Genomic DNA, 25,572 nt, shown 5'->3' with positions numbered 1-25,572 from the left:
TTTTATAAAGTAAAACTAATTTTGTAACTTAAAAATACTACCTTTATTAAACTAAAGGTAGTATTTTTATATCTACAATTATATTCTTAATTATGTATATTCTTAATTATGACTCTTGTTTAGAAACTTTAGGTACCTCTTTTAAATACGAATAATTATACAAGAAAGGTATTATTATACCTCCTCCAATTATATTACCAATTGTTACAAATACTAAATTTTTTATTAATGCTGCCATAGTAACCTTAGCTCCTAGCAGCATCCCCATTGGTATAAAGAACATATTTGCCACGCTATGCTCAAATCCACATAGTACAAATAACATTATTGGGAACCAACAAGAGAATATTTTTGATACTATATCTTGAGCAGCTGTTGCAAGCCATACACCCAAAACAACTAAAATATTACATAAAATTCCTCTTAGTATTAATGTCATAACATCTAAAGAAGCTTTACCTTCAGCTATTGCTATGGCTTTTGTGCCTGCATCTCCTCCCAAAACGCCCCCATAAAATACTATTAGTACTAAAATTAAAGATCCAACTAGGTTTGCTACCCATACAATACTCCAGTTTCTTAACATTTGTGATACCGTTATTTTCTTGTTAATAATAGCCAATGTCATTAAGTTGTTACCAGTAAATAATTCTGCACCTCCAATAACTACTAACATAAGTCCAACAGGGAAAACAACCGCTCCCGCAAATTTAGCCAAACCAGGATCTATATTACCTAAAGTTTGGCTTATTATTGTATTAGCTAATCCCCCGAATCCAATATACATACCTGCTAAAATTCCTAAATAAATCATTGGTGATGTTTTTAAGTTAGCTTTTCCCACGCCAACATTTACCATTGTGTTTGCTATTTCCTTGGGTGTCAAAAATCTCTTTTCCATAAAATTAACCCCCTCTTTCAAGTTTATTACCTTTACATTAATTATAGCAACTTTTTAATAAAATACTTAGCTTTCTAATATGTATACATTATTCTTAATTCCAAAATAAATATTTAATATATTTATTTTATTAACCTACTAAGAAAATAAAACTGATACAATTAAAGTATCTAATAGGTGACCCAATATAAATCTTATGTACATTACTCACACCTTATATTTATAATATATTTTTATTCGGAGGTTTTTTATGGCAAGTTTTAGTAGAGAAAATGAAAATTATTTAGCAAACTACAAATATGATTATTCTTTTGAATTTCCATTAATAAAAGTGAATAATCTAGAAAGTGTTAATTACCAGGACACAATAGTAGCAGAATTTCCTCTTGGTCTGATTGTTAATGGTAAATATGAAAATACATTTTTATGTTCACCGTTTAAATTAAAAGAATTAGTTGTTGGATATCTATGTTCTATAAATTTAATTAGCTGTAAAGAAGATATTTTAAACTTTGAAATAAATCATGATAAGAAGATTGCTTATGTAGATATTGATGATTCTAACTTTAATCATGCTGAAAATATTCTTTATCTAAATGAATATGATTTTTTAAAAGCTAATCCTATCTGTGATGATAGTTTAAAAATTAATATTAGTGATATATATGAAACTATGGAAAATAATTTAAACTTATCTCAATTATTTAAAAACACTGCTGGTGTTCATTGTGTTGGTATTTATGAAAATAATAAACTAGTAATTGCTTGTGAAGATGTAGCTAGACATAATGCTATGGATAAGGCTATAGGACATTGTATATTAAATGATATTCCATTAGGTAATAAAATTATATTTGTCAGTGGTAGACTTTCTTTTGAAATGATAAAAAAAGCGGCAAGAGTTAAAGTTCCAGTTGTTGTTGCTAAGTCTGCTACTACAAGTTTAGTAATAGAAACTGCACAAAAGTTAAATATTACCTTAGTTGGTTTTGTAAGAGGTAAAAAAATGAATATTTACACTAATCCCCATAGAATATTATTCAAATAAATTAACGAAGAATGGCTGTATTCATATAAAAACACAGTCCTTCTTCATTATTTTTTAGCAATCTGTATAATTATTATTTTATATGCACTATTTCTCCCATATTTTCTAAATTATATCCCCCTAAACTTTTAAGTTTATTTCTAAAAGATTCTTTATTTATTGTACTTAATAGATGTTTTACGTATTGACTCTCTAACATGTCTATTTTCAATAATAAATCATAATCTTCCTCACAAATTGGTATAAAGTCTAAATCAAAAATATGAGCTGCAGAATATACTCCTAGCCCGCAATCTGCATCTCCATTATCTATAGCTTTTGCTAAAGACATATGAGTAAATTCTTCTCTTTCATATCCATTAATATCACTTTTTTTAACATTATTTTTATTAAGAAGATAGTCAAATAAAATTCTTGTTCCAGATCCTTTTTGTCTATTTATATATCTCACATTAACTAAATCTTTTATTGATTTAATATTTAATGGATTACCTTTTTTCACTATTAATCCTTGCGTTCTTTTTACTAATTTAATTAAAGCTACATCTTGGTCTATATATTTATTTATAAAAGGTATGTTATAAGTTTCACTTTCCACATCAAATAAATGTATTGGTGATATATGACTTTCGCCTTTTCTTATTGATAATAAACCTTGGAAACTTCCAACATGAGTAGAACTTAAATGAATTTTACCAAAAGACTCTTTAATTAATTCATCGTTTATAATGTCCATAACTATATCATGACTTCCTATTGATATAATAGTATTATTAATTTCACTTATATCTTTTAATAACTCTATATCTACTTTTTCCCCTTCGTTAATTCCTTCAACATTTTGAGGGACTCTAATAACTCCATCTGCATTTACTAAAGTAGTTATAGTACCTGCTCCTCTTTTTATTGGAGTTGCCACATATTCATTATTTATTAATCCTAATTTTACTCTAACAAATTCTTCATATTTTAAAGTACTCATAACTCTTTTACTAAGCGTTGCTTCTATTATTTCTTTTTTAGCGACTTCCTTATATATGGACTTTCTAATTACAGGTTTTACGATATTTTCCATAACAACCCAAGCAGAAACTGGATACCCCGGTATTCCTACTACAGCTTTATTATTTATTTTACCTAAAATAGCAGGTTTTCCTGGTTTTATTGCTAAACCATGAATGCAAACTTCTCCAAGTTCTTGTATTATATCATAAGTAAAATCTTCTCTTCCTTGAGATGAACCTGCATTAATAAGAACCATATCACATTCATCTAATGCTTTTAATACACTACTTTTTATTTTTTCATAATTATCTTCTACTATTGGGTATATTACTGGAGCTGCTTCATACTCTAACACTAAACCTTCAAATAATCTAGAATTAAACTCTATAATATCTCCAATTTTAGGAGTTGTGTGTCTGTCTATTAACTCAGTTCCTGTAGGAATTATTCCAACCTTAAATTCCTTAAAAACTTGTATTTTATCTATTTTGCCACTTATCATAGACCCAATATCTTGAGGTCTTATTGTATGAAAAGATGGAATAATCATTTCTTTTTCTACAACATCTTCACCTAGGCATCTTACATGTTGCCAAGGTATAGCTGGTTTAATTATTTTCACACTATTTTCTTCTCTTTCAAGTAAATCTTCAACCATGATTACTGCATCAAATTCCTTTGGTATAGGATCACCTGTATCAACTACTATATAGTCTTTACTTTCTTCCAATGTAATCATATTTTGTTCATTAGCTAAAAAAGTTGACTCTGATTTTACTGCTATTCCATCCATTGCTGAGCAATTATAAAAAGGTGCTGATAAATTTGCATAAATTGCTTCACTACTCATTCTATTAAGTGATTTTTCTACATCAATATACTCTGTTTCTCTAAGTTTATTAATATCTAAAAACTCACAATACTTTTCAATTCCTTCTTGTAAAGGTATATTTGACAAATATTTTCCCATGATATTCTCCCCTTAATTAAAATAAATTCACTTTTACAATTTCACCCTTATGTATACCTTCTAATTCTCTATCTATCTTTAAATATCCATCACAATATGCAAAATGTTTAATCACACTTGATTTTGCAAATATTGGTATACATATTAATTTTCCATCTTCTTCTTTTATATCTACAGCTATATATTCTTCTCTTCCTTTTGATTTATGATAATTATAAGCAAACTCACATAAAATAAATTTATTATCTTTCTTTACATTAAATAAAGATAATATGAAAGGTTTAACTATGGCTTCTACTACAAATCCACATGAAAGTGGATGACCTGGAAGACCTAATACTAATTTATCATTAACACTTGCTACTATTGTAGGTTTTCCTGGCTTTATCGCTATACCTTCTATTAATACTTTACTATTTTGGAATGATTCTATGGCTCTTATGGTTTCATCTTTTTTCCCTACAGAGCTACCTCCTGATATTAAGACCATATCACATTCATTAATCGCCTTATCCATTAGTTTTATTATTTCTTCTAAGTTATCTTTAACTGGAGGATATATTATTGGTTCACATGAAATTTTACTTAGCTGTCCATAAAGCATATAAGAATTAATATCTTTTATCTTTGCATCTCTTATTTCTTCATTTGGATCTAATATTTCATCGCCTGTAGAAATTATACCTACAACTACTTTTTTATATACTGGTATATTACTTATATTTGCTCCTGCTAATACGCCTATATCTCTTTCATTTATAAGATGTCCTATTTCATAAATTATTTCTTTTTCTTTTATGTCTTCACCTATTTCCACAATTTTATCATTTAGTGATACACCCTTTTCAATTAAAACAGTATCTTCTCCTAGCTTTTCAGCATACTCTATCATTACTACGCCTTCAGCATTAGCTGGTACCATTCCGCCAGTAGGAACATAGACTGCTTCTTCTAAGTCTAATATTTTGTCACATATTTCTCCCATATAACTTTCCCCGATTAAATTTAATGGTACTGGATTCGATTCACTTGCTAAAAAAACATCTTTTGCTAATACTGCATATCCATCTACTAAAGATTTTCTAAAATGCGGAACATTAATCTCTGATTTTATATCTTGGCTAATATATCTATTTACACTATTTAAAAGACTAACTTTTTCCTCACTTAATTTAAATGAAAAGTTTTCTTTCATTACATTAAGTGCCTCTTTAGTGCTGACTACATCAAATAACTTCATATTCATCCCCCTTAAAATTTAACCTTCAACCAATTCAATTAATTCTTGTAATTCTTCCTTTGATAATATAGCTTTATTTATTAAAAATCTACAAAACCCCAATCTATCAAATATATTTTCTTCTTTAGTTTTATTTTTTAAGTTATGCTCAATTTTATATTCACTTGGATTTTTCATCATTTTATTAGCTAATTTATAAATATCTTCTTCATAATGAAGAAACTGAGCAAATGCAATACTATCCATTCCATACTCATTACATATATTATCAATTACTTCAGCTTTTTTATCATCTATTCCCTTTTTAATAAGTTTTTTTATGGATGTACTTTCACAATTTATATTGCATCCATAGCAATTATTTTCAACTAAAAAATATGAAGTTAAATCATCTTTATTTAATCTATCATTTATTTTTTTATTAATATTATTTAAAATAATTTCGTCCTGTAGTTTCAAAGCTTCCTCTTTTTTTACTACAATAGCTTTAAGATTTTTATCTCCCATAATCTTCCCTAGACCATCTTTACCACAAGATTTTTTTTCTCCAAACATTATTTTTGCAAAGTCTAGCTTACAAGCTCCTGCTGTAGATATACCACATACCTCTATATCTTCTTCTCCTAGTATTTTTTTTATAGTTTCTTTACTATCTTTATAATTCATAAAAAAAATATCTTTAGCATCATGAATTTTAACAAAATCCTTATTAATATAAATAAATACAGGTGAGTGTGATTTTCCTTTAATCTTTACAAGATCATAATTATTACATTTTAAATAATGAGAAAAAAATCCACCTGCTTTTGATTTTATGTCATTTGAAAAAACTTCAATTCTATTTACACCAATAATATTATATCCACTTAATAAAGATGTAGAAAAACTTAAATCATCTTTTTCATTTGTTTCTTCATCATTGCTTATATAATTTACATTCATTTCTTTACTTTCTAAATCTACTATTAGCTGTCTTCTCAAATAATTCACCCCTACAAATATTTATCATAAATATAATATTCTACTTTTATAAAAAAAAACCTGTCTCTAAATGTAGAAATTTAAAGACAAGGCTCTTAATTATATATTATTCAAATACAAAGAATAAAGGTTCTCCATATTCTTTCACACCATACTCTTTTATTTGATTTTGTACATCTTCTGACTTATAGTACTCAACTAATTTATTTGTTATTTCTTCTTTGTCTTTATCTAAGTCACTTATTGTTACGATACTATAAACATTTTTTAAACTATCATCAGCATCTTTTACTACTTCTAAATCTAAATTATCTTTAGTTGCTAAGAAAGTACCTATATCAGTTAGGCAATATGCTTTCATTTCACTTGCCATTTGCAAAGTAGCAGCCATTCCTTTACCTACTTCATTGTAGTTTTTAAAGTCGTTTTTTGCTCCACTTTCTTCCCATAAACTTTTTTCTTTAGTATGAGTTCCTGATTCATCTCCTCTTGATGTAAATGCTAAATTATTGTCACTTATGTATTTAAATGCTTCTGGAGCACTTAATTTAGACATTTTTTCATTATTTGGATCATCCTTTGGACCAACTATTATGAAGTAATTATACATTATTTCAGTTCTCTCTACTCCATAACCCTCTTTTATAAAGTCCTCTTCTTTTTGCTTAGCATGTACAAATAATATATCTGCATCCTTTGACTTTCCAAGCTCTAAAGCTTCTCCAGTACCTTTCGCTACAACATTTACTTTCACACCATTTTCTTCTTCAAATCCTTTTAGTGTTTCCCCTAAAAATCCCGTATCATCTAAACTTGTTGTTGTTACTAATGTTATTTCTTTTACTGTAGATGCTTTATCTTTGTTTGTGTCATCAGTACCTGTAGAAGAGCATCCCACCATAGACATAGTAATCATCGCAGCTGTGATAATACTTATTATTCCTTTTTTCATTAAAAATCCCCCCTTAAACAAAAAATTTTATCTATAGAAAAATCATAAAAATTTATCTATCTAAACAATTTAATTACAACATACTATTAAAGAATTCTGCAGGATTATATATTCCAACCAACTCTAAATTTTCCATAAATATTATTTTTTCTCCGATTTTTTTTGCTTGTATAAAGTCATGAGTAACTAACACAACAGCTCGATTTTCTTCTTTCAATAACTTAATTTTTTCTTCTACAAGTTCTCTTGTTCCAAAATCTAGACTTGCCATAGGTTCATCTAATAAAATGTAATCTTTATTTAATAATAAAGTCCTTATAAATTGTGCCTTTGCTTGTTCTCCTCCAGACAACTTTCTTATGTCAGTTTTTAGTTTATTTTCTAATTTAAATTCTTTTATTAATTTATTTAATTGAGTTCTATCTAACAGATCTTTATTTTGACTATATTTATAAATATAGTTAAAGTTTTCTTCTAAAGTTCCTCTCAAAAAACAAACCTTCTGAGGATTATATGATATATAACTTTGGCATACTTCTGAGGAAAATCCCTTTGACTCTATGTCTATGTTTCCATCATCATAACCTGTAAGATTATATAATATTTTTAATAATGTACTTTTACCACTTCCGTTATGACCTAATATAGTATAAATACATCCTTTTTGAATTTCTAAATCATTTATTTTTAATGGTTTTTGATATTTTATTTTTTTTTCTATATTTTTTATTTTTATCATAAGTCCACTCCAAGCTATTCATCTCCTTGTAATCTTCTAATAAAATAAGTAGATACAAATGAAATAGATATTAATATTACTGCTATCATTAAAGATTCATTAAAATTTCCCATTGATGTAGACTGAGCTATAAATGTTGTCATCACTCTAGTTTTTCCTCTTACATTTCCTCCAACTAACATTACTGCTCCCACTTCTGATATTCCTCTACTAAAAGTTGCTATAATAACAGTTATGATACTATACTTTATTTCTCTGATAAATATAATAATCGTATCTTTTTTACTTGCCTGAAGTATCTTACATGTATCTAATATATCTTCACCAAATTTATTTAAGCAGTCTAGTGTTAAACTCATACAAATTGGAATCAATAAAAAAACTTGAGCTATTATCATAGCTTTTGATGTAAATAGTAATTGAAATGCTCCTAAAGGCCCCTTTCGTGATAACAATAAAAATACAATTAATCCCATAATAACTGGCGGAGTACTCATTAATGAATTTATTACTGTAATAACTTCCTTCTTAAAAGTAAAATTATTTAAATATATCAATATGCTTAAAAATACTCCTATAATAGTAGCTATACATGTTGCTGTTACTGTAACATATAAGGATCTAATTACAATTTCAATTACTTCCATCATCTCCATTATGATACCCTCTCTTGATTATAAATAGTAGTAATATAATTATAACACTATATTTTGGTGTTCCCAACAATTACATACATTTTTTACCATTTTTATTCATTTGTATACAATTCTTTATATTCCAATGGAGTTATTCCATAAATTTTTATAAAACTTTTATTTAAGTGACTCAAATCATAAAAACCATATTTACTTACTAATGTATTAATGTCAATTCCCATATATAGATCATTTTTTACCGCTTCAATTTTACAATGTAATATGTACCTATAAGGAGTTATGCCAATTTCTTTTTTAAACATTCGCAAAAAATAAAATTTAGATAAGTATACATACTGACAAATTTCATCAATTGTTAATTTCTTTTTTATATTGCTATTTATATACTCTATAGATTTGGTAATATATGGATTTATACATATTTTACGATTTAACATAATTTAAATTTATGCTCCTTTACTTAATAGAATGAAAGTTGCTAAATTCATTAATATTTTCTATATTGTAAAACAACTTTAATTTATATATATGACAGATGTTACTTACTCTTCTAAACTAATAATATTAAACTCATTGTATAGAAGGTCTACAACAAGCATTTGATTTTGCAAAATCTCTCCTTTTGATAATAAAACTTTAATAACCTGACTAACTTGTATAGAGGCTATATTAGCAGGAGTAAAAGAAGGATTTCCTAATTTTTTTTCTACTCCTACTGAATTATTTTTATATATTCTATTTAATGTATTATCACCAGGCATAATTGTACATACTTGTCCAAACCATCCAGCAATGGCACCATGTACTAAAGGAATATTTAACTTATTACAATATTCTTGTAATAATAATCTGCTTTCTATATTGTCTAATGCATCAACTACTACATGATGATTGCGTATTACATCAATGCCATTCTTCTCGTTAAAACCATCTTCGACTACGCTTACTTTCACATCAGAGTTTATACTATTGATCCTTTTTAAAGCCTCAAAAACTTTACTGTCTCCTAAATTATTTTCACAGGACAATATTTGCCTATTTAAGTTACTTTCATCAAATACATCCATATCTACAACTGTTAAATTTCCAATACCTATTCGAGCTAACATTTCAATTATGTATCCGCCAAGGCCACCACAACCAACAATACAAACTTTAAAATATTTTAACTTTTCATTTTCTTCAGGCGTCAGCGTGGAAATATTTCTTGAATATCTTTTTTTCATTTATTTTAGCCTCCTCCAACAGGTGGAAATAATGAAATAATATCTCCATCTTTTAATAGTCTATTACTTGTTCCATCTCTACCGTTTAAAAGCATAATAGCTACTTCTTCCTCATCTATATTCAGTAGATTAATAATATCTAAAATACTTGTGTTTTCAGTGATTTTAATCTTTTGCTTTTTTTCTCTGCCTTCTCTAAAAGTTGCAAATAACCTTACTTCAACCTCCATATATTCATCTCCTTCAACAGTAATAACCCCTAACGATATTAGGGGTTACTACCTTAAATTATAGTCCAAGTCTGTCAATTTATAATATTAAAAAACTAGCAAGTTGCTCCAGCTTCAATATTACCAATATATTCGTCTAGTCCTAACTTCTTAAGTGTATCTTCAGTAGGAACTCCATCTTCATTCCAACCTCTTACACTATAGTACTCAGGTAATAATACATCTAATTCATGTATTTCACCTTTTGTTGGACCAGCTGCTATAGGATCTTTTAATAATCTCTCTGGTAATGTATCTTGAGATTTATCTATTCCTGCTTTTATGTTAAATATTTTTTCTAATGTCCATATTCTATCTCCTGCTTCTAATAAAGTTTCTGGAGTATATATATCACCGCAAACAGCATTATACATTTCTGTATAATCATTTAATCCAAGTCCAAATGTTGTAAATATACATAATCCCATAGAGTCTATTACTGCAGTTAAATCATGGAAAACTTTGGCATAAGCTGGTTTTCCTTCTAATGATAGTCTATCTAATTTTTCTGGGTATCCTAATATTTCTGGATTTATCATATATCCTTTAATATGACATCCACCTCTATTGTTTACTGCATAAGTTATACCATGACCTTTAACTCCTCTTGGGTCATAAGCTGGTAATTCTTGTTTCTTAACTGTCATTGAATATTGAGTAGCATCATAGCCTTCACATAATCTATATGAACCTTCTGCTAACTTATCTCCAAAGCCTTCTCTAAGACCCATCTTCTTAGTCCAACCTACCATAGCATCTACGTCTCCCCATTTTAGAGATAGCCCGTCAGCTGCTAATTCTTCATCTTTTATATATCCTCTTTGATACAGTTCCATTGCAGCAGCTATTGTAGCACCTGCTGATATTGTATCTAATCCATATTCATTACAAAGCATATTTGCTTCATTTATAGCATCTAAATCATAAATATCACAATCTGAACCAAATGACCATAGAGTTTCATACTCTGGTCCTCCTACTTCTCTTCCATCTTTTAATCTTACCCATCTACCACAAGCTATTGGACATCTATGACAAGGATTTTTCTTAACTAAGCAGTTTTCTGTCATAGCTTCACCACTTATTAAATCAGCTTTGTCAGTATATGCTTCTTGGAAGTTTCTAACTGGATGTACACCATTTTCATTAATTATATTAACAAGAACAGCTGTACCATAAGTAGGTAAACCTCCCCCAGCAACTGGGTCATTTTTTAATATGTTTACTTTATCAGAATTAACTTTTTTAACTAATTCTGCATCAGCCACATCTACTTTTTTACTACCTTTAACAACAACTGCTTTTACATTTTTAGAACCCATAACAGCTCCAACTCCACCTCTACCTGCTGCTCTATCAACATCATTCATTATAGCAGCCATAGGTGATAATTTTTCTCCTGCTGGTCCTATACACATTACATTTGTTCCAGGATGAACTTCAGTTAAAGCATCTGTTACTTCAGAAGACACCATTCCCCAGTATTTTGAAGCATCTTTAATTTCTACTGTTTCATCATCTATATATAAGTAAACTGGTTTTTCTGATTTTCCTTCCATTATTATCATATCGTATCCAGTTGATTTAAATTTAACTCCCCACTTACCACCTGAATTTGATATAGCTATTGTTCCTGTTAAAGGTGCCTTTGTTACAACCATATATCTTCCTGAAGTTGGCATTGGCGCACCAGTCAACGGTCCTGTAGCTATAATTAATTTATTGTCTTCACTTAGCGGATCTACTTTAGGATCTACCTCATCAATAAAAGTTTTTACTCCTAATCCTCTAGCTCCAATATACTTTTGAGCTAGTTCTAAGTTTAATTCTTCTGTCTTTACTTCTTGACTAGAAAAATTAACTCTTAATACTTTTCCAACATATCCATTCATAGTATTATCCCCCTTAAACTTAATTAATAATTTTTTAAACCAGTTGTAATTTCCATATGTTCTTATAAAAGCATAAAATAAAAAACCACCATTAAAAAGTATTATAATACTTCTTAAATGATGGTTATTTCCACACAAATAAGTTCTATTTGGAAAATAGACAGTATTATAATTCTACTATCTCCTTTCCATTGGGAGGCATAAAAATTTCTAATTATACCCTACTGTTTTACTAACCATAGATAATCCTTAGGTTTGGTAAAATCGGAGAACTTTATATTTACTTTATACTTTAAATGTAGTATATATATTTTTAATTGTCAATATATTTTGAATTTTTATTCAATATTTTTTCTATGCATTATCTTTATCAGAAGGCTAACAGATTCAAACATTTAGTTATTTTGTTGCACATTCACTAGCTGATCCTTTTAATATATCAATACCATGATTTAAAGCTGGCATTATACACTCCATACTTTCTTTTACAGCTTTTGGGCTTCCTGGCATATTTATTATTAAAGTTTCTTTTCTTATAACTGATACACCTCTAGTAAGCATAGCTTTTTTTGTAAATTGCATACTATAACTTCTTATAGCTTCTGGTATACCTGGTACAAGTTTTTCTGCTATATCTAGGGTTGCTTCAGGAGTGTTGTCTCTCTTAGAAAAACCTGTTCCACCAGTGGTTAAGATTAAATCAACCACATTTTCATCACATAATCGTTTCATTTCACTTGAAATCATATCTTTATCATCAGGTAGAACTTTATAATAAACAACTTTATATCCAAACTCAGAAACTATTTCTTTTATTTTAGGACCACTTTCATCTATTCTTTCTCCTATTGAACCTTTATCACTTGCTGTTATTATGCCCACTCTATACATTCTATTTTTCTCCCTCTATTACTATTTCATCTCCTGGTCTTATTACTCCACCATGTAAAACTTTTGCAAATATTCCTTCTCTTGGCATAATACAATCTCCCATTTTCTTAAATATTTCACATCCATGGTGACATTTCTTACCTATTTGTGTAATTTCTAAAATTACATCATTACATATAAATTTTGTTCCTACAGGTATATTTTTAAGATCATATCCTTCTACAACTAAATTTTCTCCAAAAGCACCTGACTCTACTCCTGCCCCCAAATCATTAAAAGCAACAACTTTTTCATAAGATAATAAACTTACTTGTCTATGCCACTTTCCAGCATGGGCATCACCTTGTAGACCAAAATCTTCTATAAAAATACCTTCTTCTATACTTGTTTTTTGTACACCTTTTTGTTCACTTAAACATACATCAATAATTTTTCCCATAGCTAATCTCTCCTTTATCCCCCAATTTGTACCATATTTTTATTTTCAATACTATCTATATTACTATCATGATAAAAATTATGTCCTAATGGTTTATTCCTTATAGCATAATATATCATGTTTTTTAACTCTTCATCTGTAATATTATTTCTTATAGGCTCTTTTAAGTCTATGCCTTTATTATAATGCAAACATAGTTTTAAAAATCCATTGGCCGTAAGTCTTACTCTATTACAAGTTTCACAAAATTCATTACTAATAGCACTAATCAAACCTATACATCCTTTAAAGTTATCATTTTTATAATATACTGCTGGTCCATTTCCCCTTTTTTCTTCTACTTTTTTAAAGGCACCATACTCTTCTTCTAGTAAACCAAGTATTACCTCATTAGAAATACCAGTATAATTTTTACCATATCCTATAGGCATTAATTCAATGAATCTCACATCTATATTATTGTATTTAGAATAAGCTGCTATTTTAACAATTTCCTTAAAATTATGCTCTTTTATTGCTAAACAATTTATCTTAACCTTTACACCTAAGTGAATTAGCTTATATATAGCCTTAGATACATTTTGAAATTTATCACGTCTTGTTATTTTTAAAAATTTGTCTCTATCTAATGTGTCTAAACTTATATTAACTGCATCTATTCCTGCTTCATATAAGTCTTGTGCCATTTCATATAACAATACTCCATTGGTAGTTATAGTAACTTCTTCTATTCCATTAATTGATTTTATTTCTTTAATTAAATTAATTATATCTTTCCTTACTAAAGGTTCTCCTCCTGTAATTTTGATTTTTTTTATTCCTAAATTTGCAATACATTTACAAATTTTAATAATTTCATCATAAGATAAAATCTCTTCATGAGAAATATTTTCTATACCTTCTTCTGGCATGCAATAAACACATCTAAGATTACATCTGTCTGTAACTGAAATTCTCATATATTCTATTTTTCTATTTAGTTTATCTATCATGTAACATCCCCCATTTATAGATTAAAAATCTTTATTTATAAAATCCATTTATTGTTTGAATTTACTTATATAATCTAATATTTTTTCAGTTATCAAATTTGTATTATTTAAATCTATTAAATCATACTCTACATCTAAAACTTCTAAATCAGATAATATGCCTATTAAGTTTTTTTCATTACATATAGGAACACTAGAATTTTCCTTTCTCACAATTTCTAATTTAGGGTAATTAGATCCTTTAAACCCTTCTAAAAATATAATATCTGCTTCTGGAAATATATTAATAAAATACCTTTCATCAACTTTCGTTTCCTCTTTAACTATCATAAATTTATTATCTGAAAATATGGCTGTTCCATATGCTCCGGCTTGTTTATGCTTATATGTATCTGTGCCAGCTACATCTCCTTTAAAATCATGACCATCATGCTTTATAGTTGCAACCTTATATCCTTTTTCACAAAACTCAGGTATAAGCTTTGTAATCAATGTTGTTTTCCCAGAATTTTTACATCCACAAATAGCAATTAAAAATGGTTTATTAGTCATATTTACATCTCCTATATAAGTATAATATCTACTTCATCTCCTTTTAAAAGTTTCTTTGTTCCAGGCTTTATATCTATTAAGCAATTACATCCTAACATCGACGCCATCATCCCCGGTGAATGCCCTCCTTGTGAAATATATACTTTATTATTTTTATAAATTCCTCTTACAATTCTTCTTCCTTTACTTTCTTTTAAGAAATCATCTTCCATAACTGATTTTATACTAACTTGTTTTAAATCCAAATCCCCAGTTAACTTATAAATTAATTTTCTTCCCATTAATTCAAAAGTAGCTATAGCTGCAAAAGGATTTCCTGATAACGAAAGTATTGGCTTATTTTTATATATAGAATATATTGCAGGTGTTCCTGGCTTCATCTTAACTTTCCAAAATAATCTATTGGCATTTAGTTCTTTTATCACTTCATGCATTATATCTTTTTTCCCAACAGATACTCCTCCAGTAGTTATTACAATATCTACTTTGTCTATTATATTTTCAATCTCTTCATATACTTTATGAGTTTCATCACTTACAATTTTAGATGTAATTATTTCACATCCAAATTCTAAAAGTCTCATTGAAATTGTAATTCTATTACTGTCATAAATTTTACCTTTTTTTAAAGGTTCACCCCTATAAACCAATTCATCTCCTGTACTTATTATTCCTACTCTAGGTTTTCTTTTTACCAATACTTCTGTAATACCCATAGCTGCCAATATACCTATATGTACATAAGTTAATTTGTCTCCTTTAGATATTAATTTACTACCTTTTTTAATATCTTCTCCTTTAAAACAATAATTTTCATATGATTTAAGCTCCGAATAAATTTCCACCTCTTCCATACCATAATTAGTGATTTCTTGTCTAATCACACAATCTGCACCTTCTGGTATTTCAGCACCTGTCATTATTCTAATGGCTTGTCCTTTATTAACTACAGTATTTATATTTCCTCCTGCAAAAATCTCATCTACAACCTTTAATTTAATAGGGCTTCTATCGCTTGCTCCTTTTGTATCCTCTGCTCTCAATGCATAACCATCAAGAGGAGACCTATTAAAGGGTGGTTGATTTATAGGTGCATAAACATCCTCTCCTATTATTCTTCCCATTGATTCTTCTATTTTTATAATATCAGTTTTATTTATCTCATCAACTGAATCTTCTATAACTTGTAGTGCATATTCTAATTCAATATTCTTCATAAGTAGTCTCCTTTCATTAAATTAATAAACACCCTTAATTTCTATAAAATAATATTCTTTTTTAATATATACCTTCATATTTTCAAAATAAAAAAACTATGTTTGTCCTTGATTTTAAAAAGAAAACATAGTTAAATAAAGCCAAAGGAATATATTTTCCTTTAACTAAAATAAAATCTCTTTTCAAACAGTGGAAGGCTAACACGTTTCCATATTAACCCGAGGTAATATAATTTACCTGGCTAAATATCATGGATTTTCATCTTTAGATATATTCGCTTGAGAATATTAAATTTTATTTATTATAATATTTTATTAATTCATAGTATTCTTCTGGGGTATTAATATTTCTAAAAGCCTCATCTGACAAATTTGTATTTTCAAGTGGTAACTCAATGAAATTGCTATTTCGAATTAATTTTAAAGGCTTATATTCCTCTTTTATGATCAATTCCTCCATAAAAGGAATCAAGCTTTTTGAATATATAGCTCCCAGTGGATATAGTAATTTGTTTTTTGAAAAAAGTACTACATCTGTATTTTCTTTAACATTTGCTTTTAATTCATTTATTAAATCCTTATTTATATAAGGCATATCACAAGCTGTTATAAATAAGTAATCTTCTTTGCAGTTTTTAAGAGATGAATACATTCCTCCCATAGGACCAATATCATCATACATATCTACAATGACTGTTAATCCCATATCTTCAAATGCTTTTATTTCTTGGGAGGAAAATTTTTTATTAACTGATAAGTATACATTAGAAAAATCTTCTAAGCCACTTATGATTTTTTCTAAAAAGGTAACATCGTTTATCTTTAAAAATCCTTTTATATTTCCTCCCATACGACTATTTTTTCCACCCATAAGTATTAAGGCTCCTATGTCCACAGTCTCACCTCTATATTTCTATTAAAAATCTTTATACTCCTTTACCGAATCCACAATTTGGATAGTGACAAACATCACAATTTAAGCATAAACCACCTAGCCCTAGCTTACTTAAATCATCCTTAGTAATTTTTTCATCTGTCATAATACGTGGTAGAATCAAATCAAATATTGTTCTTTTTGCATACATAACACATCCTGGAAGTCCTATAATTGGTATTAGTTTGTCATTATTTTTATAATACGACACTAACATCATTGCTCCCGGTAGTACTGGAGCACCATAACTAACAATATCTGCGCCTGTATCTTTTATTGCCTTAGGAGTTTTATCGTCAGGATCAACACTCATTCCTCCTGTACATAAAACCATATCTGCACCTTTTTCAATAAATTCTAAAATTGCATTTGTTATATTTTTAGGATCATCATTTACAACAGTTTGTCCAAGTACTTCCACATCAAATTCTTTTACTTTTTCAATAACTACAGGTCCAAAAGTATCTTTTATTCTTCCGTAGAATACCTCACTGCCTGTTGTTACAATTCCGACCTTCTTATGTACAAAAGGTTTAATACTAAGTATAGGCCCATCACTACATAACTCTTTTGCTTTTTTCATTTTTTCTTCTTCTATTATTAATGGTATTATTCTTGTACCTGCTAATTTATCTCCTTTTTTCACAGGAAAATTTTGATGTCTTGTGGCTATCATCATTTCACCAAGAGCATTTACTTCTCTAAGTTTATCAACATTTATTTTAAATAAACCATCTATACTTGCAGAAAGCTCTATTTTTCCTTCTTTTACATCTGACTCTTCCATATGCTCATTTTTACATATATCCTTTAATATAATTACTGCCTCATTTTCATGAAGCATTCCCTCTTTCTTCTCCCAAACATATAAATGATCTTTACCTAAAGATAATAAAGTATCTATATCTTCTTCTCTTACTACATGACCTTTTTTAAAAGCCACTCCCTTTACTTTATCCTTAACTATTTGAGTTATATCATGGCATAAAACATGGCCTACTGCATCTTTAGTGTTTATTTCTTTCATTAATTTTCATTCCCCTCTATAAATTTATAACCCCTATGCTAATTTATGATTTTTCGTATAAAAAAAGACAGATTGTTACTTCATATCTTATATATACTGAACAGGATATATAGAATATTTATAATCTGTCTAAATTTTACTTTTCTAAAAATGTCTTTTAGGTTCTTATTAAAAATAATCTTCCTAAATAAATTGTAGTTATTACAATTTTCATTGTCAATTTAATAATTTAAGTTTATCAAGAATAAGTAAAATTATCTAAAACATTATATAAAAACTATTATTTATATTAACAGTAGAACTTAGATGCTCCTGCTAGTTGTCTTTTTGAAATAATTTTAGCCAAATTTTCTAAAACAGCAATAGTAGTTTCTTTAAAGCTAACAACAAAAACAAACTTAAAGTCTGTAAATTCATCATTAATGCTATAAATATCAGAACAACATCTTATATTATCTACTAAGTATATTTCTTGTAATTCTGCCTCAATTTCATCAGTCGTATCTTTTAAGAAGGCCTTTACATCTTCAAAGAATAACTCAAAGAATGATTCATCTATTTCACCAGCTGATTCTTCAATAAGTTGTTTTGCCAACTCTTTTGAAAATATACTCTCAGCAAGCTTACAGTCAAATACCATTATGTCTTTTTGATTTATAGTATTTGATATATCCTGTACAAAATCTATATCTTGTCTAATTCCTAGTATATCTTTAACTTCCTTACTATTAACATTAAACTGACCTTTTTTATTCTTTAATTTCAGTTGTATCATAATCTTAGCCTCCTTTTCTAATAATTAAAACTTGATTACATACTATTATTATCTAGATGTTCCAATTTTTAATCTTAGTTATATTGTCATATTTTATGTCTTTATTATAATAATATCATTATCCCTTCTTAATTTAATTGCAGGTTATTTTAAGAGTTCCTATTTATAAATATATCATATTTTAACTCTTTTACCTTATCTATTTTATAATAACTATTTAACATGTAAATTTCCATGTCAGTTAATAATATTATATTTATGAAAAAATAATTATATCATATAAATAAGTATAAATCAAAAGAACGTGAATAACTATCTTATTTGGGTAAAAATTTATCACTCTCACTCCACTGTCTTTAAGTAGTATGTTTTTAAATCCTTTTTATATGGTAATTTACTAAAAAATCCTATGATTATATATAAATAACCATAGGATTTTTTAATTACTCTTCTTCAATTGCTTCTTTTAATCTATCCATTTTATTTTTGAAGCTTATAATTTCTTTATCTGATAATTTTAGATACTCAGTTATCTTATTAATATAAATAGGATTTTTTGTATCTATTAAGCTTACCGAGTTTTCCATTGCTAAAGTTCTTAGTTCATAAGTTTTCTTTACATTTACCTTTGCCCTATCTAAAACTTGAGTATATTCATCTTTAGATAAAGTTGGAACTTTCATATTATCGTATATTTTTACCACATCTTCACACATTTCTTTTGCATAAAACACATCATTTTTTATTTTTGTTAAACTTTCCAAACTTTTTTGCAAATTATTAGTGTAAGGAATACATTCTCTCATAGGTATTAAAGCAACTTTTTCAATGGAATAAATATTTTTTTTAAATTCATCTATTTTTTGTAAATCTGACTTTTTTATATTTTGTTCATTATGCACATATTGTGTGCTATATTGATCTAAATAAGTTTCTAATACTAAATCATCTTCAAAATCTAAAGTATCTTCTAAAACTCTAACACCGCTTAAATATATATTTGTGATTACCACAGTTGTCGATAAAATAACATAAATACTTCCATAAATACAGGCTCTTTTAAAACTTTTATAATTTTTAAATAGCACTGTAAGTGGTATAAGATATAAAAGTATGAATACTAATATCCATCTCATTAATTAACACTCCTTTTTGAATTAAGTAAAATTGCTAATATCCTCCACTTATTTATTGACATTATGTTTTATAGTATTTACATTTTTTTAATTTCTTACTCCATTATTTTTATTGGTTTAAAGTCTATATAATCACTTGAAGCTAATATATACTCCACATGATTTCTTTTTCCTTTTAGACCCATTTCAAAAGACTCTGTTCCGTGAAGATGACCATATGCAACTTTTTTAACTTTGTATTTTTCAAAAATCTTTGTGAATTCTGATTCTTCAAGCTTGTCATTAGTAGGTGGATAATGAGTTATTACTACTAATTCATTACAACCGTCTTTCATAGCTGCATCTAAAGACATTTTTAGTCTTAGTTGCTCTCTTTTATATATTTTTTCATCATCTTCATCAAATTTTACTTCATTAGGGCAAAGCCAACCTCTAGTTCCACAAATTCCAATCTTCCCATATTTGTAATAACTATTTTGTAAAAAAGTAATTTCTTCATAAGCCACCTTCAACTTGCTTAGCGATGACCACCAAAAATCGTGATTTCCTTTTATAAAGACTTTCTTTCCTGGTAAATTATCAATTATATCTAAATCTGCTTTTGCTTCTTTCATATTCATACCCCAAGAAGTATCCCCTAATACTAATACTGTGTCATCTTCTTTTATAATTTCTTTCCAATTGTTTATTATTTTATTTTGGTGATTGTCCCAATTATCTCCAAATATATTCATAGGTTTATTTACCGATGTGGAGAAATGTAGGTCACCTATTGCATATAAACTCATACTTTCATCCTTCCTTATTTTAAAAAGCTGCCTTAAATTAATTAAGACAGCCCCCACTAATCATTTCTTTTTTTATTTTTATAATACTGTAGTATTTCTTCTATTTCTTCTTTTAATGCTACAATTTCTTTAATATCTTTTTGACTATCTATTCTATCAAGTCTTCTTTGATAATTTATAGCTCTACTAATTTCACCTAAATCATATAGTTCTTGTATCTTGACTAAAACTTCTCTAATTGTAAGTGATTTTGCTTGATACATAACTTGAGCTTTCATTATTTCCTCTCGAATTTCACTCATTTCTTGGTCTAATAAAAATGCAGCATCTGCAGCTCTTCTAAGTCTATTTGCTACATCTTCTGGTATGTAATGTTCATATTTATATTTTAAAGAATGCTCTATAGTGGCCCAGAAATTCATAGCTAATGTTCTTATTTGAATTTCACATAAGATTTCTTTATACCCTGCTATAGAGTTAATTGGATAATTAATTATAACGTGATAACTTCTATATCCACTATCTTTAAAATTTGTAATGTAGTCTTTTTCGTATACTATACTCATATCAGTTCTTGATTTTATTAAATCTACTAAAGTATATATATCTTCTACAAACTGACACATAATCCTTATTCCAGCTATATCTTCAATTTCTCTTTCAATATCTTCAGCTTCTAATCTATTAGCTTTGGATATTATAGATGATATTTTTTTTGTTCTTCCTGTAACAAATTCTATAGGAGAATATTCACCCTTTGTAAGAAATTCTTTTCTTATATTTTTAAATTTTACTTTTAGTTCTTCCACCGCGTGTTGGTAAGGAGCTAATACTTCATCCCACTTTTCATACTTCATATTATTCACCCTTTATACTAGTTTCAAATCATATATATTTTAACATAATTTATACTTTTTTAGAATAATAAAGCATTTCTCCCAGTTCTATACTATAATCTACCTGATTTAAATCACATAAATAACTAATTATAGATACTATGCTACTTCTAAAAAAGTGATATTCTGTATAATTGCAACTTAAATTATTATTGATTATTATATTTTTTAATATGTTATCTATAGTTGTAGGTGATTTTAACAAGTCTTTCACCTGATTTACATACTTATTAGTTGCATTTCTATGGTGATCTATAATACTTTGGCTATCTAGTTTTGAGTAAACTTCTTTCCCATGGCCTAAAATCATATATTCAAAATCCGTATTTTCTACTTTATCAATAGAATTTAGATATTCTTTTATATCGTACAATAAAAGTAATTCAAACTTGTTTAATATATGACTTCCTACAAATAAATCCCCTACAAATAAAACCTTATCTTGTGTTAAAATTCCAATACTTCCTTCGCTATGTCCCCTTAGTTTAATTATCTCAATTTTTTTATTATTTAATACTATATTGCCTTCCTCAATCACAGCATCCACTTTAGTTAAATTGTTTTTTTCTTCAGATATTTTGAATCTCCAAAATTTATTAGTTTTTCCACCTATAGTATAATCCGCAAATTTATTTGGATTATCTATAAATATTTTAGCTTCTGAAGATGATAATATTTGAATATTATTATCAAGTTCTTTTAATTTGCTACATCCACCATAATGATCACCATGCTCGTGAGTATTAATAATATATTTCATATACATATTATTTGCCTTCAGCAGGTCCATTATCTTTCTTGGCCTTATTCCTCCAAGACCTGGGTCTATTATCAACGCATTATTATCGTCTAGTCTAATTACACCTGTATTTGTCCCACCTTTAATGTAATAAGTGTTTCCATTTATATTTGTTAGTTTCACTTATCCCACCTACCAATTCTTCTATTTAATCAACATTCTTTTTAGTCTACTTATTGTTCTTTTTGCTATATTTTTTCCCTTAGAAATCCTTACTTTAATATTATAAGACATATTTTGATCTAATAGTGAATCAATAAAATATTCTACAATTCCTCTATCTCTAAATTCTATATCTATGACTCCTTTTGAAAAAAGCCTAGAGTCCAACACCATTATATTATCTGCAAAGTTTAGCCTTTCACTTTTAGATAAATATCTGTTTTCTGGTATAAATTCTTCGCAATATTTTATTTTATAATTTACTACTTCATCACTTATATCAAATCCATATTTACCTTTCATAATACTTTTATACTGTTTATTTTTTTCTGTTATATCTTTTAGATTTTTGTTATAATCTTCTTTTTTCCAATGACCAAATAACCTACAATTTAATGGTCTTACTTCATAAATTTCACATCTATTGTTTTCATCTTTAAAAGGACAACTTTTCTTTTCCATAAACTCCATAAAATAATAATCCATTATTCTATCAAGAGATTTTTTTCTTAGTTCATCCTTATCTTGTAAATAGTTAAATATGTTTAAAAATTCTATTAAATTAATTCCAACAGATTCCATGCAGCAATTTCCACAACCTGTACACTCACCCTTTGGTAAAGTATCATATATATTATTAAGCTTTTCAAATAGTTGATTTTTTTTAGCATAATCTATGCTTTTTAAAATATCTGTATTATTTATACTAGCCATTGTACATTCTCCTTGTTATAATTATTAAGTTAATACAAAAACTTATTATATCACATTTATTACTATAAATTGTAGGAGGTATCTTACTAAATGAACAGATATACAAAGATTATCAACATGATGGAAAGTTATTTCACTAAGGATTTTGACAAAGCTAAAAAAGGAATTACTAAAACTAGAGAAGTAAAAGAAGAGACTGTTAAAAAAGCCTTTTTAAAAGGAAATACTGAAGTTTTAGTTATATTTGAAGATTCTGGACGTGAAATACTTATTGACGATTTTTCTTCAGATGAAGATATAAAAAAATATTTAGGAGCTTCATTTATAAATCCTAAAAGATAATAAGAAATTCCGAAAGTTATAAGACTTTCGGAATTTTTATTTTTAATTTAAACAACAAAACCATCTGAAGTAGTAAGATGAATAAATAGATTTTTTTATTTTTTATGTATAAATTTTCATTTCAAAGACAATAATACTAATGTAATTTAAATATTTAACTCAATCTCCCCCAATATAAGCTTTCATTCCCCCAGTGGAAGCTACGTTTTTTGCTAAATAGAGAAGAATAAATTTATTCTTCTCTATTTTTTTATAAAAAAATTATGTTATTTTTTTAGCAATTATCAATTATATAAATTAAATTTTTATTGATAGATTATTATAATATGGATTATATTGTATATTAAGCATATGAATACAAATACTTATTTACGAGGTGAAATAATGATTGAAATAGGAAAATTAAAATTAGATAGTGATTTTGATTACAGAATCATAAGAGAAGAAGACAATGATGTAGATTTATATATAGATATAAATTATAGATGCGTAGATATAAATGTTGGAGAGTCAGAAATATTTAATTCTAGAATTCAATTTCCATATGTTAGATCTATTCTTCTAAGAATTAATAAAGAAGATTATTTAATGACTGTACATCTTATGAGAGATATAGATTTATTTTCTGCTTTTGCAAACTTTGAAGTAGATTTTTCTAATAGTGTTTTTAAAATTAAAAATCTCCAAGAAAAAGTAATTATAAGTAAAAATTAATATCAAAAAAATTAAGGGGGCCTTAACAGGCCCCAATTTTTATTTATTTGTTTATTTATAATTTAATTGTAATACTAAAGCTTTCTTGTGTCAAGGAATTTTCTGAATATTTTAAATTTTTTGTTTTATATACATTATTTTTTATATATATTGATAATTTTTTAACATTTAAATTAATATTTATTTATTCTTTGTTATTACATCTAGAATAATAGACAATAATAAAGTTATCGTCTATATAATAGATTATTGTCACTCTTAGCAAGATTTTGATATAATTATTGTTATATAAAATAAAATTACATATTTGTTTTCATGTAATTTTTATAAAAATACAATAAATTAATTACTATTAGTAATTTATGAGAGGAGTTTTACATATGAGTTTATTTGTTTTCGGACATAAAAGCCCTGATACTGATTCAATATGCTCAGCAATATCATTAGCATATTTAAAAAACCAATTAGGCGTTGAAGCTAAAGCTTATGCTTTAGAAGAGCCAAGAAAAGAAGCTAAGTTTGTTTTAGACTACTTTAAAGTAGATGCACCAGAAATTTTACCAGCTGGAGCAATAAAAGGACAAGATGTTGCTTTAGTAGACCACAACGAAATTGCACAAACTGCTGATGAAATAGCAGAAGCTAATTTAGTAGAAGTAATAGACCACCACAAAATAGGATGCCTTTCTACTGATCTTCCAATATCAGTAAGAATAATGCCTGTTGGATGTACTTGTACAATAATATACAGCTTATATAAAGAAAATAATGTGGAAATACCTTATGAAATAGCTGGATTATTATTATCTGCAATATTATCAGATACTTTAATATTCAAATCTCCAACTACTACTGAAAAAGATAAGGAAGTTGCTTTAGCATTAGCTAAAATAGTTAACGTTGACTACGAAAAATATGGAATGGAAATGTTTAAAGCTGGTACTTCTTTAGATGGATTCTCTATAGAAGAAATAGTAAACATGGACTTCAAAGAATTTGATATGAGTGGTAAAAGAGTTGGAATAGGACAAGTTATGACTTTAGATATAGATGCTGTTCTATCTAAAAAAGAGGAATTCTTAGCTTATATAAATGCAGCTGAATTTGACATGCTAGTACTTGCTGTAACTGATATAATAAACGAAGGTTCCTACTTAATCTACAAAGGTGAAGATAAAGTAATATCTGAAGCTTTCAGTGTAAATGCAACTCAAGGTGTATTCGCTGAAGGTGTTGTTTCAAGAAAGAAACAATTAGTACCTAAGTTAACTGATGCAGTTAAAAACATATAATTCAATTATATAAAAATACAATT

General features: G+C 27.3%; 28 protein-coding genes and 2 riboswitches. Of the genes, 4 read left to right on the top strand and 24 right to left on the bottom strand.

The genetic code is table 11. The features are described 5' to 3' along the window. Window positions 1-106 precede the first annotated feature (106 nt). On the bottom strand, window positions 107-901 hold the full coding sequence (locus TVTCOM_RS01490; protein ID WP_434798090.1) for a formate/nitrite transporter family protein: 795 nt from the start codon (window positions 899-901) through the stop codon (window positions 107-109). Between the two features lie 250 nt (window positions 902-1,151). Between TVTCOM_RS01490 and fdhD the strand changes: the two genes are divergently transcribed. Further along, on the top strand, window positions 1,152-1,949 hold the full coding sequence (gene fdhD, locus TVTCOM_RS01485; RefSeq protein WP_434798089.1) for a formate dehydrogenase accessory sulfurtransferase FdhD: 798 nt from the start codon (window positions 1,152-1,154) through the stop codon (window positions 1,947-1,949). Between the two features lie 73 nt (window positions 1,950-2,022). Here fdhD and TVTCOM_RS01480 read toward each other — a convergent pair whose 3' ends face one another. From TVTCOM_RS01480 to TVTCOM_RS01370, 23 genes are all read right to left on the bottom strand, one after another. Continuing rightward, entirely contained in the window at window positions 2,023-3,924 is a 1,902-nt protein-coding gene (locus TVTCOM_RS01480) for a molybdopterin biosynthesis protein (protein ID WP_434798088.1), read from the bottom strand. 16 nt (window positions 3,925-3,940) lie between these two features. After that, entirely contained in the window at window positions 3,941-5,164 is a 1,224-nt protein-coding gene (locus TVTCOM_RS01475; protein WP_434798087.1) for a molybdopterin molybdotransferase MoeA, read from the bottom strand. A gap of 18 nt (window positions 5,165-5,182) precedes the next feature. Further along, the gene (locus TVTCOM_RS01470; protein ID WP_434798086.1) at window positions 5,183-6,145 is read right to left on the bottom strand and encodes an aldehyde ferredoxin oxidoreductase N-terminal domain-containing protein; all 963 of its coding nucleotides are present in this window, start codon (window positions 6,143-6,145) and stop codon (window positions 5,183-5,185) included. 106 nt (window positions 6,146-6,251) lie between these two features. Next, window positions 6,252-7,097, bottom strand: a complete 846-nt coding sequence (locus tag TVTCOM_RS01465) for a substrate-binding domain-containing protein (protein WP_434798085.1) — start codon at window positions 7,095-7,097, stop codon at window positions 6,252-6,254. Window positions 7,098-7,170: 73 nt separating this feature from the next. Beyond that, the gene (locus TVTCOM_RS01460) at window positions 7,171-7,836 is read right to left on the bottom strand and encodes an ATP-binding cassette domain-containing protein (RefSeq protein WP_434798084.1); all 666 of its coding nucleotides are present in this window, start codon (window positions 7,834-7,836) and stop codon (window positions 7,171-7,173) included. 14 nt (window positions 7,837-7,850) lie between these two features. Then, window positions 7,851-8,492, bottom strand: coding sequence for an ABC transporter permease (locus tag TVTCOM_RS01455; protein WP_434798083.1), 642 nt, complete (start codon window positions 8,490-8,492; stop codon window positions 7,851-7,853). A 92-nt stretch (window positions 8,493-8,584) separates the two neighbouring features. Then, entirely contained in the window at window positions 8,585-8,929 is a 345-nt protein-coding gene (locus tag TVTCOM_RS01450; protein WP_434798082.1) for a helix-turn-helix transcriptional regulator, read from the bottom strand. A 105-nt stretch (window positions 8,930-9,034) separates the two neighbouring features. Continuing rightward, window positions 9,035-9,718: a HesA/MoeB/ThiF family protein gene (locus tag TVTCOM_RS01445; RefSeq protein WP_434798081.1), complete on the bottom strand. Its 684-nt coding sequence runs from the start codon at window positions 9,716-9,718 to the stop codon at window positions 9,035-9,037. A gap of 5 nt (window positions 9,719-9,723) precedes the next feature. Then, window positions 9,724-9,948 (bottom strand): MoaD/ThiS family protein, encoded by a 225-nt coding sequence (locus TVTCOM_RS01440; RefSeq protein WP_434798080.1) that lies wholly within the window; start codon window positions 9,946-9,948, stop codon window positions 9,724-9,726. A gap of 95 nt (window positions 9,949-10,043) precedes the next feature. After that, a complete protein-coding gene (locus tag TVTCOM_RS01435) occupies window positions 10,044-11,879 on the bottom strand; it encodes an aldehyde ferredoxin oxidoreductase family protein (protein ID WP_434798079.1) in 1,836 nt (611 codons plus the stop codon). A 165-nt stretch (window positions 11,880-12,044) separates the two neighbouring features. Further along, window positions 12,045-12,161: riboswitch (molybdenum cofactor riboswitch) on the bottom strand. A 117-nt stretch (window positions 12,162-12,278) separates the two neighbouring features. After that, the gene (locus TVTCOM_RS01430) at window positions 12,279-12,770 is read right to left on the bottom strand and encodes a MogA/MoaB family molybdenum cofactor biosynthesis protein (protein WP_434798078.1); all 492 of its coding nucleotides are present in this window, start codon (window positions 12,768-12,770) and stop codon (window positions 12,279-12,281) included. Between the two features lies 1 nt (window position 12,771). Beyond that, on the bottom strand, window positions 12,772-13,209 hold the full coding sequence (locus tag TVTCOM_RS01425; RefSeq protein WP_434798077.1) for an MOSC domain-containing protein: 438 nt from the start codon (window positions 13,207-13,209) through the stop codon (window positions 12,772-12,774). 14 nt (window positions 13,210-13,223) lie between these two features. Beyond that, complete coding sequence (gene moaA / locus TVTCOM_RS01420) at window positions 13,224-14,201, bottom strand: GTP 3',8-cyclase MoaA (protein ID WP_434798076.1); 978 nt, start codon at window positions 14,199-14,201, stop codon at window positions 13,224-13,226. Window positions 14,202-14,249: 48 nt separating this feature from the next. Then, window positions 14,250-14,753 carry a molybdopterin-guanine dinucleotide biosynthesis protein B gene (gene mobB / locus TVTCOM_RS01415; RefSeq protein WP_434798075.1) on the bottom strand — a complete coding sequence of 168 codons (504 nt, stop codon included), beginning with the start codon at window positions 14,751-14,753 and terminating at the stop codon, window positions 14,250-14,252. An 11-nt stretch (window positions 14,754-14,764) separates the two neighbouring features. Further along, window positions 14,765-15,970: a molybdopterin molybdotransferase MoeA gene (locus TVTCOM_RS01410; protein ID WP_434798074.1), complete on the bottom strand. Its 1,206-nt coding sequence runs from the start codon at window positions 15,968-15,970 to the stop codon at window positions 14,765-14,767. A gap of 160 nt (window positions 15,971-16,130) precedes the next feature. Beyond that, window positions 16,131-16,267: riboswitch (molybdenum cofactor riboswitch) on the bottom strand. Further along, window positions 16,266-16,865 carry a molybdenum cofactor guanylyltransferase gene (locus tag TVTCOM_RS01405; protein ID WP_434798073.1) on the bottom strand — a complete coding sequence of 200 codons (600 nt, stop codon included), beginning with the start codon at window positions 16,863-16,865 and terminating at the stop codon, window positions 16,266-16,268. (Overlaps the previous riboswitch by 2 nt.) 31 nt (window positions 16,866-16,896) lie before the next feature. Further along, window positions 16,897-17,931: a molybdopterin-binding protein gene (locus TVTCOM_RS01400; protein ID WP_434798072.1), complete on the bottom strand. Its 1,035-nt coding sequence runs from the start codon at window positions 17,929-17,931 to the stop codon at window positions 16,897-16,899. Window positions 17,932-18,220: 289 nt separating this feature from the next. Continuing rightward, window positions 18,221-18,706 carry a hypothetical protein gene (locus TVTCOM_RS01395; RefSeq protein ID WP_434798071.1) on the bottom strand — a complete coding sequence of 162 codons (486 nt, stop codon included), beginning with the start codon at window positions 18,704-18,706 and terminating at the stop codon, window positions 18,221-18,223. A 443-nt stretch (window positions 18,707-19,149) separates the two neighbouring features. Further along, window positions 19,150-19,842 (bottom strand): hypothetical protein, encoded by a 693-nt coding sequence (locus tag TVTCOM_RS01390; RefSeq protein ID WP_434798070.1) that lies wholly within the window; start codon window positions 19,840-19,842, stop codon window positions 19,150-19,152. Between the two features lie 95 nt (window positions 19,843-19,937). Then, window positions 19,938-20,630, bottom strand: coding sequence for a metallophosphoesterase (locus tag TVTCOM_RS01385; RefSeq protein WP_434798069.1), 693 nt, complete (start codon window positions 20,628-20,630; stop codon window positions 19,938-19,940). Window positions 20,631-20,686: 56 nt separating this feature from the next. Continuing rightward, complete coding sequence (locus TVTCOM_RS01380; RefSeq protein ID WP_434798068.1) at window positions 20,687-21,487, bottom strand: GTP pyrophosphokinase; 801 nt, start codon at window positions 21,485-21,487, stop codon at window positions 20,687-20,689. A gap of 49 nt (window positions 21,488-21,536) precedes the next feature. Next, complete coding sequence (locus TVTCOM_RS01375) at window positions 21,537-22,448, bottom strand: MBL fold metallo-hydrolase (RefSeq protein WP_434798067.1); 912 nt, start codon at window positions 22,446-22,448, stop codon at window positions 21,537-21,539. Window positions 22,449-22,469: 21 nt separating this feature from the next. Continuing rightward, window positions 22,470-23,201, bottom strand: a complete 732-nt coding sequence (locus TVTCOM_RS01370; protein ID WP_434798066.1) for a YkgJ family cysteine cluster protein — start codon at window positions 23,199-23,201, stop codon at window positions 22,470-22,472. Window positions 23,202-23,291: 90 nt separating this feature from the next. On the opposite strand from TVTCOM_RS01370, the gene TVTCOM_RS01365 reads away from it, so the two are divergent. The 3 genes from TVTCOM_RS01365 (at window position 23,292) to TVTCOM_RS01355 (ending at window position 25,549) form a co-directional block, all read left to right on the top strand. Beyond that, window positions 23,292-23,543 (top strand): hypothetical protein, encoded by a 252-nt coding sequence (locus TVTCOM_RS01365; RefSeq protein WP_228108411.1) that lies wholly within the window; start codon window positions 23,292-23,294, stop codon window positions 23,541-23,543. Between the two features lie 384 nt (window positions 23,544-23,927). Further along, window positions 23,928-24,257, top strand: coding sequence for a hypothetical protein (locus TVTCOM_RS01360; protein WP_434798065.1), 330 nt, complete (start codon window positions 23,928-23,930; stop codon window positions 24,255-24,257). Between the two features lie 380 nt (window positions 24,258-24,637). Continuing rightward, window positions 24,638-25,549, top strand: coding sequence for a manganese-dependent inorganic pyrophosphatase (locus TVTCOM_RS01355; RefSeq protein ID WP_434798064.1), 912 nt, complete (start codon window positions 24,638-24,640; stop codon window positions 25,547-25,549). Window positions 25,550-25,572 lie beyond the last annotated feature (23 nt).

Source organism: Terrisporobacter vanillatitrophus, assembly GCF_051148895.1.
Lineage (GTDB): Bacteria > Bacillota > Clostridia > Peptostreptococcales > Peptostreptococcaceae > Terrisporobacter > Terrisporobacter vanillatitrophus.
This window is presented reverse-complemented; position numbering and strand designations above follow the sequence as displayed.